Source organism: Salimicrobium jeotgali, from assembly GCF_001685435.2.
GTDB lineage: Bacteria > Bacillota > Bacilli > Bacillales > Halobacillaceae > Salimicrobium > Salimicrobium album.
In genome coordinates, this window is record NZ_CP011361.2 from 317,801 (window position 1) to 332,494 (window position 14,694).

Genomic DNA, 14,694 nt, shown 5'->3' on the forward strand with positions numbered 1-14,694 from the left:
CACGGCTTCCGGTTTATCGTAAACAAAAAAAGGAGGTATTTGTATGGAAACGGCACCATGGTGGCAGAAAGCGGTTGTTTATCAGATTTATCCAAAGAGTTTCAATGATACTACCGGCAATGGTACGGGTGATATTCAGGGAATCATTGAAAAACTCGACTATATCAGGGAACTCGGGGCGGATGTGATCTGGCTCACACCTGTCTATAAGTCTCCGCAGAATGACAACGGGTACGATATAAGTGATTATTTTGACATCCACGAAGAATACGGAACGATGGAAGACTTCGAACGTCTGCTGGAAGAAGCGCACCGGCGTGGTATCAAAGTGATCATGGATATAGTTGTTAACCATACGTCAACCGAACACAGGTGGTTCCGGGAGTCTCTGACATCGAAGGATAACCCTTATCGCGATTACTATATATGGAAGGATCCGGTGAACGGAGAGGAACCGACGAACTGGCAGTCGAAATTCGGGGGTAATGCGTGGAAATACGATGAGGATACAGGTCAGTATTATCTCCATCTTTTCGACGTAACGCAGGCGGATCTGAACTGGGAAAATGAAGACGTACGCCGGGACGTGTACGATATGATGAGACACTGGGCGGAGAAAGGCATCGACGGGTTCCGTCTTGATGTAATCAATCTCGTATCAAAAGACCAGCGTTTTCCGGACGACGATACGGGAGACGGGCGGAAGTTCTACACGGACGGGCCCCGGGTGCATGAATTCATGCATGAAATGAACCGAGAAGTATTTGCACCGCACGATCTGATGACCGTAGGGGAGATGTCCTCGACCACCATCGCCCACTGCATCAAGTACACCCGTCCGGAGCGTCAGGAACTGAGCATGACGTTCAATTTCCATCATTTGAAAGTCGACTATCCGAACGGTGAGAAGTGGACGAAGGCGCCTTTCGACCTTCAGGAGTTGAAACGTATATTGAGCGAGTGGCAGACAGGAATGCATGAAGGGGGAGGGTGGAACGCGCTCTTCTGGTGCAACCACGATCAGCCGCGCGTCGTCTCCCGCTTCGGGGATGACGGGGAGTACCGGGTCACTTCTGCGAAGATGCTGGCTGCTACTATGCATATGATGAAAGGCACCCCTTACATCTATCAGGGAGAAGAGATAGGAATGCCGAATCCGGGCTTCGAATCGATCGAAGAGTATCGGGACGTGGAATCCCTCAACAGTTATGAGATGATGAAGGAACAGGGGAAATCGGAAGAGGAGATCATCGGCATTCTTAAACAGAAATCACGGGATAACAGTCGTACACCGATGCAGTGGGACAGCGGGAAGAACGCCGGTTTTACGACAGGCACGCCCTGGATCGGTGTCCCGGATAATTATAAATACATCAACGCTGAAAAGGAACTTCAGCAGGAAGATTCGGTTTTCCAATATTATCAGAAGCTGATCCGTCTGCGGAAAGAGTACGACATTATCACTCATGGGGACTATGAACTTCTGCTTGAAGAGGACCCTTCTCTTTTCGCTTATAAACGCGAAACGGAGAACGAACGTCTCGTTACCGTCAGTAACTTTTACGGCACAGAAACGAAGGCCGCGTTGCCGGAACGGGTGCAGGGAGAAGGGGTCGTGCTGATCTCGAACTATGACACACCTCCTTCCATGAGTACAAGTATCGATCTGAGACCTTATGAGTCCGTCGTTTATCTTATTAAAAAATACTGATATACTGATGAATGGTGAAAAAAATGCAGAATAAATTTCTTACTATCTATAATGAACTTGTTCGTCAGATTCAGCGCGGGGAATATCACGCCGGGGAAATTCTTCCTTCGGAGCATGAGCTGAAGGAAGCGTATGCGACATCGAGAGAAACGATAAGAAAAGCGTTGAACCTGCTTGTGCAGAATGGTTATATCCACAAAGTCCGGGGGAAAGGTTCGGTCGTGCTTGATCACAGCAAGTTCGAATTCCCGGTCTCCGGCCTCACTAGCTTCAAGGAGCTCTCCGAACAGTTCGGCGGCGACATCGTCACGAACGTAGAGCAGCTCTTCCTTTCAGAGCCGGAAGAAGAACTGCAGCAGGCCCTCGGCTGTGACAGGGACGTGCGCGTGTGGAATATTATCCGCAGCAGGGAGATCAACGGCGAGCGCATTATTCTCGACAAGGATTACGTAAGGCAGGACTATGTGAAGGGTCTTACGAAACAGATTGCCGAAGAGTCGATCTATGAATTCATTGAAGAGGAGCTGGGTCTTGAAATCAGTTTCGCAAAAAAACAGATTGTAGTGGAGGATGCGACCGCTGAAGATGAAAGGTACCTGGACCTGTTGGAGCACGCCCAGGTAGTGGTGATCAGAAGTTACGTCTATCTCTCCGATGCCACTTTATTTCAGTATACGGAATCAAGACACAGGCCGGATAAGTTCCAGTTCGTCGATTTTGCGAGGCGGGTCAAATGAATTCTGCGGTTTTTCCGGACTGCAGGATTCATTTTTGCATGCTACACTGGAAGGGAAGAGGTGAGACACATGTTTACTATCGGCGTCACGGAAAAGATGGCGGAATCACTGCCTATGGAAAGAGAAGAATTTGATAAAAGAGATCTGCCCGAGATTTATCGCTGGCAGATGAACCGGTTCTCTGTGAGGGATAAAGAAGGCCTTCTCCTCATGAATGACCGCACGGCACTTACACTTGTACTGTTCGGGCTTGAGGCCGAACAGTATGAAAACATCGATAATGTGCTGCGCGGCTCATTAAAACAGCTTCTTCAGATGCTCGACATCAACGAAGAATACAAAAGAGATCTGCTTGATAACTCCAAAAAGATTATACTTACGAAAACAGACAATCGACGCACGCTCGGCAGAATGAAAGAGTCGCTGAAGTTGCTCGAAGGCTTTACGGAAGAAAGAGAATTCGAGGAAATAGACGCCGTCGAAGTAAATCGCTGGATGAATGAAAACATGGTGTTTTCGACTCTTGCAAACATCACCCCGATCAAGGAATTGAACGATTACTATGAAAACAATCATGGCCAGTAAATGATTGTTTTTCTGTTTCCTCACTGCCCTGACAACAAAGGCATTAGTCGCTTTTTCATAACTGAATGAATAAATTTGCCATAATTCGGGTAAAGGTATAGGAGGAACGGTAAACATAGAAGACTTAATTGTGATAAGGAGGGTTTTTGCGTGAGTTATAACGTCACACAAAAATTAATCAAAGATCATTTAGTTGAAGGGGAAATGACACCGGGGGCCGAGGTCGCCCTCAAAATCGACCAGACACTTACACAGGATGCCACAGGAACGATGGTTATGCTGGAGCTCGAAGCGATGGATATCGACCGGGCTAAAACGGAAGCTTCCGCCCAGTACGTGGACCACAACCTGATCCAGGAAGACAGTAAGAACCCGGATGACCACTTATTTCTGGAAAGTGCCGCAAAGAAATATGGACTTTATTACAGCCGTCCGGGTAACGGAGTAAGTCACCCGGTACACATGCAGCGTCTGGCCCGTCCCGGCAGAACGCTTCTCGGATCCGACAGCCACACATGTGCAAACGGATGTATGGGTATGCTCGCCATCGGCGCCGGCGGTATTGACGTAGCCATGGCCATCGCCGGTGAACCGTTCCACGTTAAGATGCCGAAAGTGTGGGGCGTCAAAGTGACGGGAGAGCTTCCTGACTGGGTAAGCGCGAAAGACGCGGTTCTCGAAATGCTTCGTCGCCATGGGGTAAAAGGCGGAGTGAACCACGTATTCGAATATTACGGTCCCGGTCTTAAAAACTTGTCAGCTATGGACAGACACGTAATCGCCAACATGGGTGCAGAACTTGGTGCCACCGGTACTGTCTTCCCGTCCGATGAAGAAACGAAGCGCTATATGACAGAAGAAGGCCGCGAAGACGAATGGATTGAACTGAAAGCGGACGAAGGTGCGGAATACGACCGCCACGAAGAGCTCAATCTTTCTGAACTTGAGCCGATGATTGCGAAACCTACAAGCCCCGGTAACGTAGTTCCGGTCAGTGAAGTTGAAGGCGAACCGATCTATCAGTCTTACATTGGTTCTTCCGCAAACCCGGGCTATCGTGATTTCGCCATTGCTTCGAAAATCGTGGAGGGGCGTCACATTGCCGAAGGACTGTCACTCGACCTGAACCCGACGTCCCGTCAGATGCTTATTGACTTGTCGCAGCACGGTCATATCGCGAACTTCCTTCAGGCCGGTGCACGTCTTCACCAGGCCGGGTGTAACGGTTGTATCGGTATGGGTCAGGCCCCTGCGACAGGACGCAACAGTCTCCGTACGACTCCAAGAAACTTCCCGGGACGCTCCGGCACGAAAGAAGACAGTGTCTTCCTCTCCAGTCCGGAAACGGCAGCGGTTTCTGCACTTTTCGGTAAAATAACCGACCCGAGAAATGCAGGGTTCGATTATCCGAAAGTCGATATGCCGGAAGAGCCGACCGTCGATACCCGTCTGCTGGAACGCCCGGTGTCGGAAGAAGAATCGAAAGAGTACGAACTGGTGAAAGGACCGAACATCGCTTCCATTCCGAAGATGGATGAGCTTCCGAATGATATGGAGCTTCCTGTCCTTCTTAAGATGGGTGATGACATTTCTACGGATGAGATACTTGCAGGGGGAGCGCGCGTGCTTCCATACCGCAGTAACCTTCCGGAAATCAGTAAATTCACATTTGAAATAGTGGACGAGACATACTATGACAGAGCTATGGAATCCCGTGAGGACGGTGGTCACGCTGTAGTCGGGGGTACCAACTACGGACAGGGGTCCAGCCGTGAGCACGCAGCCCTTGCTCCGCGCTTCCTCGGTATGAAAGTGGCGATTGTTAAGGACTTTGCACGTATTCACTGGCAGAACCTTGCAAACTTCGGTATTCTTCCGCTCACTTTTGTGAATGAAAGTGACTGGGACGAAATAAGCCAGGGAGATACTCTCGTATTTACGGGTCTACGTGACAAAATACGGGAAGGTAACGAACTGGAAGTCGAAATAAAAGGTAAGGATAAGAAGATAAAAGTAGAGCACGCTCTATCCGAGCGCCAAATCGAAATTATGGAAACAGGCGGATTGATCAACTGGGTAAAAGACCGCCTGAACCAGTAAAGTCTAAATAGAGGATAAAAAGAAAACCGCCGGGAGTCCGGCGGTTTTTTTACGATTCGATAAGGCTGAAACCGATATACTCAAGGGCTTCCTCTATATTGGAAACAGTTTTAATTCCAAGATTCCGTAAAGCCACCGTGCCTGCCTCCTGCATGGCGATAGCCGGCGTGACACCGGTCAGAATCGGTTCCACTCCCATCACCTTGAGAGCCTGGAGAATTTCCACTACGACATAAGGAAATTCATTATCAATGATGACAAGTCCCGACAGCTCTATTACAAAAAAGTCGATATCGTTCTGAGAAGCGTAGCGGAGGACTTCTGCGGTCAGTTTGTCTGCCCGTTGTTCATCCACGATACCCTGCAGCGTCAGAACCGATACTCCTTTTGTTATAGGAAGGATGGGAACGTTGAGCAGGGACATATTGAACTGGGTATGATCAAGTTCAATCAAGTAGGACAGAACGTTTGCGATAGACTGCAAAAACTGAACGTCTTCTTCCGAGAAATTTTTCTCCTCCTGGTCGAGAACGCAGAGAGTGCCGAATACCTCGCCTTTCTGATCGCGGAGCGTTACCCCGAGGAAGCCTTTCATTTTCAGGTCTTTTGCTATTTCAAGTTCTCTCGTGAGTTCATCCTTTTCCAGATTCGAAGAATTCAGCGTATTACCTTCACCGGAAATAACCACACGGCAAACGGCACCGCTGTAGGTGACCTCCAGACCTTCAGGTACGAGTTCCTCTTTATTGTTTATGGAGCTCAGCACTGTCATAGCAGTATCGCCACGTTTAGCTACATAAGCAGTCTGGACGTTAAGGTGAGCTGTAACGAGTTCAAAGATTTTTTCGGACGCTTTTTTCAGTGACTGAAACGTTTCCGGAGCTTTCAGATCATCCATAATGAGTATAGATTCCTTCCTTCTTTAAATTGTCAGTATCTCTATTTTAGTCTTTTTCCACAGTATTAATCAAATGTCTGACAGGGAGAATGGAAATGAAAGTTAAAGTATTGACACCGGCCTTTGAAAAATAGAGGGGGTAAAACAGAGTTTCATAACAGTACGGAATAAGCAGAAAGGAATAAAAAACCGGGAGTCCGTCAGCTTAACGAAAGCAAACGGTCTGACCCGGTATAAAAAGCAAAACGAGGATGATTGATTAATTTTTGTGTTGGCGGATAGGTTTAAGGTTTTCCTCTATTTCTTCGCGACGGTTCTCGAGAAAAGGCGGAAGGGAGAGGGCTTCTCCAAGAGAGTCCATAGGTTCGTCCACGTCGAAGCCGGGACCGTCTGTAGCCAGTTCAATGAGAATATGGTTCGGTTCCCGAAAATAGAGGGATTGAAAGTAATGACGGTCTACAAGTCCGGAATTGATAAGTCCGGCATCCTGAACCCGCTCTACCCACTGTTCGAGTTCCTCCCTGTCTTTCACACGGAAAGCGGCATGGTGAACACTTCCCTGGCCGGGACGTTCTTTTGGAAGGGAAGCATCGGCGATGACGTGTATTTCCCCTCCTGTACCTCCTTTTCCTGCCTGGAAACGGTAGATGTTCGATTCATTGTCCAGCTGCTTGAAGCCGAGCGTCTCTGTCAGTACCTGAGCGGTAGGTTCAAGGTGAGGTACGGTAAAATAGACGGGGCCGAGGCCCTGGATAGCTTTTGATACGGGAATGTCGGACGATTCCCATCTTACACCCGGGGCTACACCTTCGTTATTCTCGTCCGAAACCAGACCGAGACGCTGGCCCTCCGGATCGCGGAAGAATAACATACGACGACCGAACCGTTCGGTTACCGGGTCGACTTCCAGCTCTTCGGAATGAAGCCTTTCCTGCCAGAAATCAATGGCTTCATCGTCCGGAACGCGGAGAGTGGTGGTGGAGATGCTATTTGTTCCCTCGTACGTGTTCCCGAGCATCGGTATTTCAAAGAAAGTGAAATCTGTTCCGGCGCTTCCTTCGGCGTCGGCATAAAACAGATGATACATCGAAGGGTCATCCTGATTTACGGTTTTTTTGACGAGACGCATGCCGAGAACATTTGTGTAAAAATCATGATTTTCCTGGGCATATTTAGTTATAGCTGACACGTGGTGGATCCCTTTGATTTCCATGAGATCTCCTCCTTATCTCGAATTCAAGATAATTGTATAAGAAAAATGGAAAAATGTCAAAGGACCTCCTTTTTGCATAAAAAGTGTGATATATTTCCAAACAGACATGAGAATTGGGGGCGCGATTATGGCCTGGGATATAATGAATATGATAGCGGTCATGGCTTTCGCTTTCAGCGGAGCCATCGTAGCCATGAGTGAACGATACGACTTTTTTGGTACGTATATGCTCGGTATCGCAACAGCGTTTGCCGGAGGGATTATACGAAATATTGCACTCGATGTCCCTGTAGTTCACGTATGGGAACAGGGGATATTCTTTTACGTGGCGGTAACGATTATCACCATCGCTTACTTTTTTCCGAAGAGCTGGGTCATGTTTATGGACAGGTGGAACGTATACACGGATGCGGTAGGTCTGTCCGCATTTGCTGTAGGGGGAGCTATGTTCGCATTGGAACAGGGCTTCCCTCTCGGAGGGGTCATGTTTGCTTCTTTATTGACCGGAGTAGGAGGAGGAATAACAAGAGACGTACTTGCTCAGCGCCGTCCCATGGTATTACATCAGGAGATATATGCGGTGTGGGCGATGGGAGCAGGATTTGTTGCAGGTATGGGCTGGTTGGATCTGGATAGTGTCATACAGATGTACGGTTTATTTATAGTAATCCTCTGTCTGCGCCTGCTTTCCTTTCACATGGGCTGGCATCTGCGTTTCCGTGATTTTTACAGGATGTAAAAAAACCCCTGAACCGGGTATGTATACGGCTCAGGGGTTTGTGCTGTCCAGGTATTAAAATCGGAATAAGTCTCCGGAGAGATACCGTTCTCCCGTGTCCGGGGAGATGACGACAATTACATCTTCGGGGCTCATTCTTTTGGCTACTTCCATCGCAGCCCAGCAGCTGGCGCCGCCTGAGGTGCCGAGAAGAATGCCTTCTTCCCGGGCCAGTCTTCGCGTCACTTCATAGGCGTCCTCATCCGTGACCTGAAGAATTTCATCGTAAATCTCCCTGTTCAGAATATCGGGGATGAACCCGGGGCTGGTACCGACCAGTTTATGCTTGCCCGGTTTTCCACCGGAGAGTACGGGTGATCCTGCAGGTTCTGCTACGTGGATGCTCAGTTCCGGAAAGAATTTTTTCAGCTCTTCTCCGGTTCCGGTAATCGTACCGCCGGTTCCTGCAGTCGATACAAAAGCGGACAGTGGTTTTCCCAGTGCTTCCATCGCTTCTTTGATTTCGACTGCCGTCGTGTGCCGGTGGGCATCCGGGTTGGCGAAGTTTTCAAACTGCATCGGCATAAAACTGTTTTCCATTTCTGCAGTCAGTTCTTTCGCTTTGGCGATAGCTCCGGGCATCTTTTCTTCCCCCGGAGTAAGGACGATTTCAGCGCCGTAAGCTTTGAGAAGGTTGATGCGTTCCTGAGTCATAGTATCAGGCATGACGAGAATCGCTCTGTATCCGCGGGCTGCTGCGTTCATCGCCAGGCCGATACCGGTGTTTCCGCTTGTCGGTTCGATAATGGTGGCCCCCGGCTGGAGATGACCGTCTTCTTCCGCCTGTCTTATCATTTCAAAGGCGGCCCGGTCTTTCACACTTCCGCTCGGGTTGAAACTTTCGAGTTTCAAATAGATGGTGGCGCCGTTTTCCGGAGCCACACGATTCAGTTTGACAAGAGGCGTATCTCCAATCAGATCGGCGATGTTATTTACTACGTCCATATGCTCACATCCTTCATTCGGGATTAATTCTGAAATTCCAGATCGTTGTTGGTTACGACTTTCTGTGCAAGTTCGAAACTGTCTTTAGGTACCGCTATTTTAAAGGCGAGCTGGTCAGAATTCAAATTAAAACGTTCTGCCGCCAGCCGGAAATTGCTCTCCGTCTCCATTTGCGTAAGGGCTACGTAGATGTTCTCCTCCTCAGGGTTCACCCGCACCCAGTCCGGAAGATCATAGTTGTCAGCGACGAACTCCAGCACCTTATTGCTTGGAAGCGGAAGTTTTCCGAGAGAAATACCCTGCTGTTCCAAAATGAGGTCCCCGTTTTCCTGCACTACCGGCTCAAGTTCCACCGTTATGGGGATAACCTGGTCGAAAGCCCGGATATTTCCCCGGAGTTTCACGAATTTATCCAGGGAAATCGAATAATCGAAAATAGTGTTTGATGACATTTCATTTAAGTATTCATTCGTTAACTGTTCCAGATTTTTCTTGGTTGAGACGATCGTAAATTCGGCATCCGTGTTCGTCCGTTCTCTGTCGACATTGACAAGGGCGTAGTCCGTCGGGATGAAGATGAGAGCAAGCACCCAGAGGACAATGCCGAGATTAAGGAGAATGACTCCGAAAAAAGCACTGCGCCATTTATTTTCGAAAATAATGTGTTTCAATCTCTTCACTGCACACTCCACCTATACTGCTATTCTTCAATCTCTTCTCTAATATATTCTAACACGCGTTCGGCCATCCGTTTATACCCGGCTTCGTTCGGATGGAAATTGTCCTCCCACAATATATCTTCGTCAGCACCTTCGAATATGTCGCGGATAGGGATGAACCCTGTATTGTCGAATTCGGTAAGTACCTGTCTGCTTATTCTGTTCCAGTCGCTTATAATCTGATTCAGTTCGGGGATATCTTTGAAATATTTATCAAAGGGGTTATATACTCCGAGCAGGTAAATACTTGCCTCGGGGTTGAGTTCTCTTATTTTTTCGAGAATGCTGCGCAGGTTCTGCTCGTAATTTGCCTGCGCTTCGACGAACTGCTCGTAATCAAGAGAAGAAGTGACGTTATCTTTCACTACTTTTATCACATCGTTGGCGCCGATGGTTATAAGAATAAGGTCCGCTTCCCGGATGGATCCCTGCAAGTCCTCATTGTCCAGTCTTTCCAGAAGGTGATCGGTACGGTTTCCTCTTTTTCCGAAATTATCGACCTGGACGGTTTCTGCGGCTGTGTCACTGTTCTGGTTAATGGACTCCTCGAGAATACCTACATAACCTCCATTATCCGTCGTATCACCGACTCCCTGCGTCAGTGAATCTCCCAGTGCAGTAATGTGAAGGTCCTGTTGCACAAACAGGCTTCTTGCACTATCGAGGGCGTCAGAGAAAGACTCTCTTATATTTTCACTTATATCATCTTTTCCCTCTGCATTACGGTCTCCCGGATCGGAACCTGATGCATCATCTTGAGAAGGTTCACCGGTCCGGGGAGGGGAGGGAGCGTCCTGTTTATCTGAATCTGTCAGTGAGAACCACAGAAATCCGGCGAGGACCACTGTGAGTACCAGAATTCCGATTATCCACCATTTTTTTGTCATTACTATCCACCCGACATTTCATTTATTACATTTATTGATTTTATTGTAAGCACCCGGAACGTAAGATTTCTGTTTACGCCAGTGTTTCTGAACGGAAACTTCCGCTTTCTTTTTTAGTCCAGCTGCAACCCCCGGCTCCTTTGGTCATAAGCATTCCTCCCTAAAGGGTAGGGCACCTTTTCGGCAGTCCTGCTTATGCCTTTGGAGCCAGGCGGGGGTCTCCGCTTTCTGTTTTAGTCCAGCTGCAGTTTCCAGAAACTCGTGACCTAAGCAGTCCTCTCAGTTCCGGGGAAAAGCACCCGGAACGTGAGATTTCTGCTTACGCCAGTGTTTCTGAACGGAAACTTCCGCTTTCTTTTGTTATTATATCACTTTTCCGAGGGTGTATAATATACATACGAAATACGACAGGGAAATGGGGTGATGTGTGATGAAATCGATGAAGATTTCCGTTCGGGAGCTGGCGGAATATGCTTATAAACGTGGCAGTATCGATGAAAAATTCCGTTCTTCCAAAGCACTGAGTGAAGGAACGGCCATCCACCAGGCGGTACAGAAGGAATACAAAGAGACAGAGGAAAAAGAAGTATATCTCGACTTTCTGTATGAAATGGAAGAGATGACCCTTCACATTCACGGTCGTTGTGACGGGGTGTTGAGGAGTGAGGAGGGGCTTGTCATTGATGAAATCAAGTCCACTTCGCTGGAAGCGGAAGAACTCGAGGAAGATTTTTTCCCCGAACACTGGGGGCAGGCTTACGGCTATGCGTACATGTATTGTGAACGGGAACAGCTCGAGGGTATCAATGTTCAGCTTACTTACGTACAGAAAGCATCGAAAAAGAAAATCAGGTACTTGCGGTATCTTACTGTGGAACAGCTGGCGGAAGAAGTCCGTTTCATGGTGGAAGCATACACACCTTATGCCCTTACTCTTGTCCGTATGCGGGCACAAAAACATGAAACGCTTCCGAAACTCGGCTTCCCTTATCCTTCGTACCGTGAAGGTCAGCGGACGTTTGCCGGGAGCGTCTACCGCACCGCCAGGGAAGGAAGAACCCTGTTTGCCCAGGCACCGACAGGTATTGGGAAGACTATTTCTTCTCTGTTCCCCGGTGTGAAAGCGATGGAAGAAGGAGATTTTGAACAGCTTTATTATGCGACGGCCAAAACGACGACCCGCGAGACGGCCGAAGAGGCGATCCGTCTGATGCAGGAGGAGGGAGCGTCCCTTACTGCGGTGACACTGACGGCCAAGGACAAAATCTGCTTTCAGGAAGAAACGATATGTCAGCCCGAATACTGTTCTTTTGCGGATGGTTATTACGACCGTATCAATGACGCCCTGGTGGACATCCTTACGAATGAGTCGCTGCTGGACCGGAGCACGATTGAGACCTATGCCAGAAAGCACCACATCTGTCCGTTCGAATACTCTCTGGACCTTACGAATGCTGCTGATATCGTAATCGGAGACTATAACTACGTGTATGACCCGAGAGTCGCCCTGAAGAGACTGTCCCGTGACAGGACGAAGAAAATGGGACTGCTGGTGGATGAAGCCCATAATCTCGTGGAACGGGCGCGGGACATGTACTCCGCTTCCCTTTCCGCCTCTGACTTTGAAACGCTGCCCTCCCTGGTGGAATCTGACCGGGCAGGGAGTTTGGCTGCTTCCATAGCCTCCGACATCAGTTCTCTCTTTCCGGAAAACCAGAGGGAAGTTTCTATCGATGAAATACCGGGGGTGATGGAAGAACGTCTCGAAGCATTTGTGGAAGAAACGGAGTCATTCCTGCGTGATCTGCTGCCGGAGGAACAGAATGAGACGGTGATGAACGTCTACTTCGGAAGCCAGCATTTCCTGAATATGCTTGAACAGAAAGATGATAACTTCGTTTACATCGGTAAAGAAAAGGAAGAGTTGAAGCTTTACTGCCTCAACCCGCGTACAGTAGTTAAGAGAATTACCGATGCCTACCGGTTCTCTGTCTATTTTTCGGCCACACTATCTCCCTTTGCTTACTATAAAGAAATGCTCGGAGGGACGCCTGAAGACTATATTTTGAAGTTGCCTTCCCCCTTCAGCAGAGAACAGATCGACACGATATTCACCCCTTTGTCCACCCGGTTCAGGGACCGGGAGAGAACTGCCCGGGACGTGAGTGACAGTTTAAAAAAACAGACAGAAACCTGGCCGGGCAATCATCTGTTCTTTTTTCCTTCCTATTCATATCTGGAACTGATTCACTCCTATGCTAAAGAATGGGGGAAGGAAATAGTTGTTCAGGAACGGAATATGGACGAGGAAAGAAAGTCAGAGTTTCTGGCCCAGTTCACCGAAGAAAGTGAAATCATCGGCTTTGCCGTCCTTGGGGGTGTTTTCTCGGAGGGCGTCGATCTGAAAGGGGACAGGCTGCGCGGGGTTGCCGTGGTAGGGGTGGCCCTCCCGCCGAGAGATATAGAAAAAGAGCTGATTCATCGTTACTTCGAAAACCAGGACAGGAACGGCTACAACTATGCCTATGTCTATCCGGGTATGAACAAAGTTCTGCAGGCCGGAGGCAGACTGATCCGGTCCGAAGAAGATCACGGAGTGCTGCAGTTTATCGATGACCGTTTTATGACGCCGGTGTACAGGGGGCTCCTCCCGGAAGAATGGAAAAACAAATGAGTTAACCTTTGAAAAACAAGGTTGACACAAAAAACTTTTTTTATTAAAGTTAACGTAACGAACGGGAGGGTTAACACATGCGTACATATGATATTACAATCGGTTCGATGTTCGTGGCTCTTATGGCCATCGGAGCAAACATCACTGCTATAGCACCATTTCTTTCGGTAATGGGAGTGCCGCTTACGCTTCAGACTTTTGTGGCTATATTAAGCGGACTGATTCTCGGGAAAAAACGCGGGGCATTCGCTATGTTTGTCTACACCGTAGTGGGGTTGATCGGCGTACCCGTATTTGCAGGTTTTAGCGGGGGGCTCGGGAGTTTTGTTTCGCCCACTTTCGGTTTTGTATTATCTTTTATGGGGATCGCTTATGCAGCGGGAGCGGTCGTTGAGAAGAGACAGGCCTTCAATCAGTATGTAATGGCCTCTCTGGCCGGTCTTGCCGTAAATTATCTGATTGGAGTCACCTGGCTTTACGCCGCTTTATCCCTTTGGGCCGGAGAAGGTGCGGGTATCAGTTATACTGCTGCCTGGGCGAGTATGCTTCCGTTTCTTCTGAAAGATGGAGCATTAGCTTTCGTAGCGGCTCTCACCGCGGTCCGTCTGGAAGGGTCATATCTCAGGAATACAAGATGGCGGCAACATCAAAAACAGGCATCCTCCACGTGAGGGTGCCTGTTTCAATTTTCAGAAGGATGGGTATCAGTATTATTATTCAGCGGTCGGGCGAACAGTCCGTTCCAGTAAAAAGTGACAAGGGTCTCTGCCGTTTCTTCTGTAGTGGGAAAAAGAGGAAGGTTGGCATGATCCCGGTAATTCCCCACCCGGAGCAGAGTCACGTACGTCTGGACGGCGAATTTTAAAGGCACTTCCGGAATCTCCCCTGAAGTTACAGCGTCCATAAAAGCTTTTTCAAGAGTGGTGTGGAGCATTTCTTCCGCATTTTTCGTAGCTTTTCTCTGTTTTTCGGACAGAGAGGACCTCGTCTCCCGCATAAGCCCCTCCATGTCTATGTGGAAGGTAGCCTTCAGGTGAGCATCCGCAATCCGCAGGAGTTTATTGTAGAGCGACGTTTCCTCTCTCAGTATCTTCTCCATCTGGAGACTTATCATCTCCATCGTATGTTCCATCGTTTTAGTGAAGAGGTCTGCTTTTGTGGCATAGTAGTAATAGACAGTCGCTTTCGTCACACCGGAGTGTCCGGCTACGTCATCGATAGACACGCGCTGGTATCCGTACTCCATAAACAGAGTGGAAGCAGACTGGAGGATGGCTTCATAAGTGGGCTGTTTCTGTTCGGAAACCTTTGGTCTGCCCACAGATCTTTTTGGTCCCTCCGGCATAAGCCCTCCTCCTTTCCTGATGCGTAAACGTTTTTTTTGATTATACCATAGAAAAAATTACTAGATAATTAACTGACCAGTATATATAATTATAAATAACTA

At 48.5% G+C, this 14,694-nt stretch carries 13 protein-coding genes; 7 read left to right on the forward strand and 6 right to left on the reverse strand.

Annotated elements, in window-relative coordinates:
• Nucleotides 1–43 precede the first annotated feature (43 nt).
• The 4 genes from treC (at nt 44) to AAV35_RS01670 (ending at nt 5,133) form a co-directional block, all read left to right on the forward strand.
• A complete protein-coding gene (gene treC / locus AAV35_RS01655; RefSeq protein WP_008589312.1) occupies nt 44–1,711 on the forward strand; it encodes an alpha,alpha-phosphotrehalase in 1,668 nt (555 codons plus the stop codon).
• A 23-nt stretch (nt 1,712–1,734) separates the two neighbouring features.
• A complete protein-coding gene (gene treR / locus AAV35_RS01660; RefSeq protein WP_008589314.1) occupies nt 1,735–2,448 on the forward strand; it encodes a trehalose operon repressor in 714 nt (237 codons plus the stop codon).
• A 69-nt stretch (nt 2,449–2,517) separates the two neighbouring features.
• Nucleotides 2,518–3,033: a DUF6933 domain-containing protein gene (locus AAV35_RS01665; protein WP_008589316.1), complete on the forward strand. Its 516-nt coding sequence runs from the start codon at nt 2,518–2,520 to the stop codon at nt 3,031–3,033.
• 150 nt (nt 3,034–3,183) lie between these two features.
• Complete coding sequence (locus AAV35_RS01670; RefSeq protein ID WP_008589318.1) at nt 3,184–5,133, forward strand: aconitate hydratase; 1,950 nt, start codon at nt 3,184–3,186, stop codon at nt 5,131–5,133.
• A gap of 49 nt (nt 5,134–5,182) precedes the next feature.
• Here the strand turns inward: AAV35_RS01670 and AAV35_RS01675 are convergent, their stop codons facing one another.
• Nucleotides 5,183–6,031: a GAF domain-containing protein gene (locus AAV35_RS01675; RefSeq protein ID WP_008589321.1), complete on the reverse strand. Its 849-nt coding sequence runs from the start codon at nt 6,029–6,031 to the stop codon at nt 5,183–5,185.
• A gap of 259 nt (nt 6,032–6,290) precedes the next feature.
• Entirely contained in the window at nt 6,291–7,244 is a 954-nt protein-coding gene (locus AAV35_RS01680) for a ring-cleaving dioxygenase (RefSeq protein WP_008589323.1), read from the reverse strand.
• Nucleotides 7,245–7,371: 127 nt separating this feature from the next.
• On the opposite strand from AAV35_RS01680, the gene AAV35_RS01685 reads away from it, so the two are divergent.
• Nucleotides 7,372–7,983 carry a trimeric intracellular cation channel family protein gene (locus tag AAV35_RS01685; protein WP_008589325.1) on the forward strand — a complete coding sequence of 204 codons (612 nt, stop codon included), beginning with the start codon at nt 7,372–7,374 and terminating at the stop codon, nt 7,981–7,983.
• A gap of 54 nt (nt 7,984–8,037) precedes the next feature.
• On the opposite strand, the gene cysK is transcribed toward AAV35_RS01685, so the two are convergent.
• From cysK to AAV35_RS01700, 3 genes are read right to left on the reverse strand one after another with little or no spacing between them, the layout of a single operon-like run.
• Nucleotides 8,038–8,967 carry a cysteine synthase A gene (gene cysK, locus AAV35_RS01690; protein ID WP_008589328.1) on the reverse strand — a complete coding sequence of 310 codons (930 nt, stop codon included), beginning with the start codon at nt 8,965–8,967 and terminating at the stop codon, nt 8,038–8,040.
• A 23-nt stretch (nt 8,968–8,990) separates the two neighbouring features.
• Nucleotides 8,991–9,647 (reverse strand): YpmS family protein, encoded by a 657-nt coding sequence (locus tag AAV35_RS01695; RefSeq protein WP_008589330.1) that lies wholly within the window; start codon nt 9,645–9,647, stop codon nt 8,991–8,993.
• Nucleotides 9,648–9,667: 20 nt separating this feature from the next.
• Nucleotides 9,668–10,573 (reverse strand): SGNH/GDSL hydrolase family protein, encoded by a 906-nt coding sequence (locus AAV35_RS01700; protein ID WP_008589332.1) that lies wholly within the window; start codon nt 10,571–10,573, stop codon nt 9,668–9,670.
• Between the two features lie 430 nt (nt 10,574–11,003).
• Here AAV35_RS01700 and AAV35_RS01705 point away from each other — a divergent pair, with 430 nt between their 5' ends.
• Together AAV35_RS01705 and AAV35_RS01710 are read left to right on the forward strand one after the other, a co-directional pair.
• Complete coding sequence (locus AAV35_RS01705) at nt 11,004–13,247, forward strand: ATP-dependent DNA helicase (RefSeq protein ID WP_008589334.1); 2,244 nt, start codon at nt 11,004–11,006, stop codon at nt 13,245–13,247.
• A 77-nt stretch (nt 13,248–13,324) separates the two neighbouring features.
• On the forward strand, nt 13,325–13,918 hold the full coding sequence (locus tag AAV35_RS01710; protein ID WP_008589335.1) for a biotin transporter BioY: 594 nt from the start codon (nt 13,325–13,327) through the stop codon (nt 13,916–13,918).
• Nucleotides 13,919–13,929: 11 nt separating this feature from the next.
• Here AAV35_RS01710 and AAV35_RS01715 read toward each other — a convergent pair whose 3' ends face one another.
• Nucleotides 13,930–14,592 (reverse strand): TetR/AcrR family transcriptional regulator, encoded by a 663-nt coding sequence (locus tag AAV35_RS01715; RefSeq protein WP_008589337.1) that lies wholly within the window; start codon nt 14,590–14,592, stop codon nt 13,930–13,932.
• Nucleotides 14,593–14,694: the final 102 nt, after the last annotated feature.

What these genes read in the sequence shown, in the direction of transcription:
- AAV35_RS01685 (WP_008589325.1), top strand. Translation starts at nt 7,372, where the DNA reads ATGGCCTGGGATATAATGAATATGATAGCGGTCATGGCTTTCGCTTTC.
- cysK (WP_008589328.1), bottom strand. Translation starts at nt 8,967, where the DNA reads ATGGACGTAGTAAATAACATCGCCGATCTGATTGGAGATACGCCTCTT.
- treC (WP_008589312.1), top strand. Translation starts at nt 44, where the DNA reads ATGGAAACGGCACCATGGTGGCAGAAAGCGGTTGTTTATCAGATTTAT.
- AAV35_RS01715 (WP_008589337.1), bottom strand. Translation starts at nt 14,592, where the DNA reads ATGCCGGAGGGACCAAAAAGATCTGTGGGCAGACCAAAGGTTTCCGAA.
- treR (WP_008589314.1), top strand. Translation starts at nt 1,735, where the DNA reads ATGCAGAATAAATTTCTTACTATCTATAATGAACTTGTTCGTCAGATT.
- AAV35_RS01710 (WP_008589335.1), top strand. Translation starts at nt 13,325, where the DNA reads ATGCGTACATATGATATTACAATCGGTTCGATGTTCGTGGCTCTTATG.
- AAV35_RS01700 (WP_008589332.1), bottom strand. Translation starts at nt 10,573, where the DNA reads ATGACAAAAAAATGGTGGATAATCGGAATTCTGGTACTCACAGTGGTC.
- AAV35_RS01680 (WP_008589323.1), bottom strand. Translation starts at nt 7,244, where the DNA reads ATGGAAATCAAAGGGATCCACCACGTGTCAGCTATAACTAAATATGCC.
- AAV35_RS01705 (WP_008589334.1), top strand. Translation starts at nt 11,004, where the DNA reads ATGAAATCGATGAAGATTTCCGTTCGGGAGCTGGCGGAATATGCTTAT.
- AAV35_RS01665 (WP_008589316.1), top strand. Translation starts at nt 2,518, where the DNA reads ATGTTTACTATCGGCGTCACGGAAAAGATGGCGGAATCACTGCCTATG.
- AAV35_RS01675 (WP_008589321.1), bottom strand. Translation starts at nt 6,031, where the DNA reads ATGGATGATCTGAAAGCTCCGGAAACGTTTCAGTCACTGAAAAAAGCG.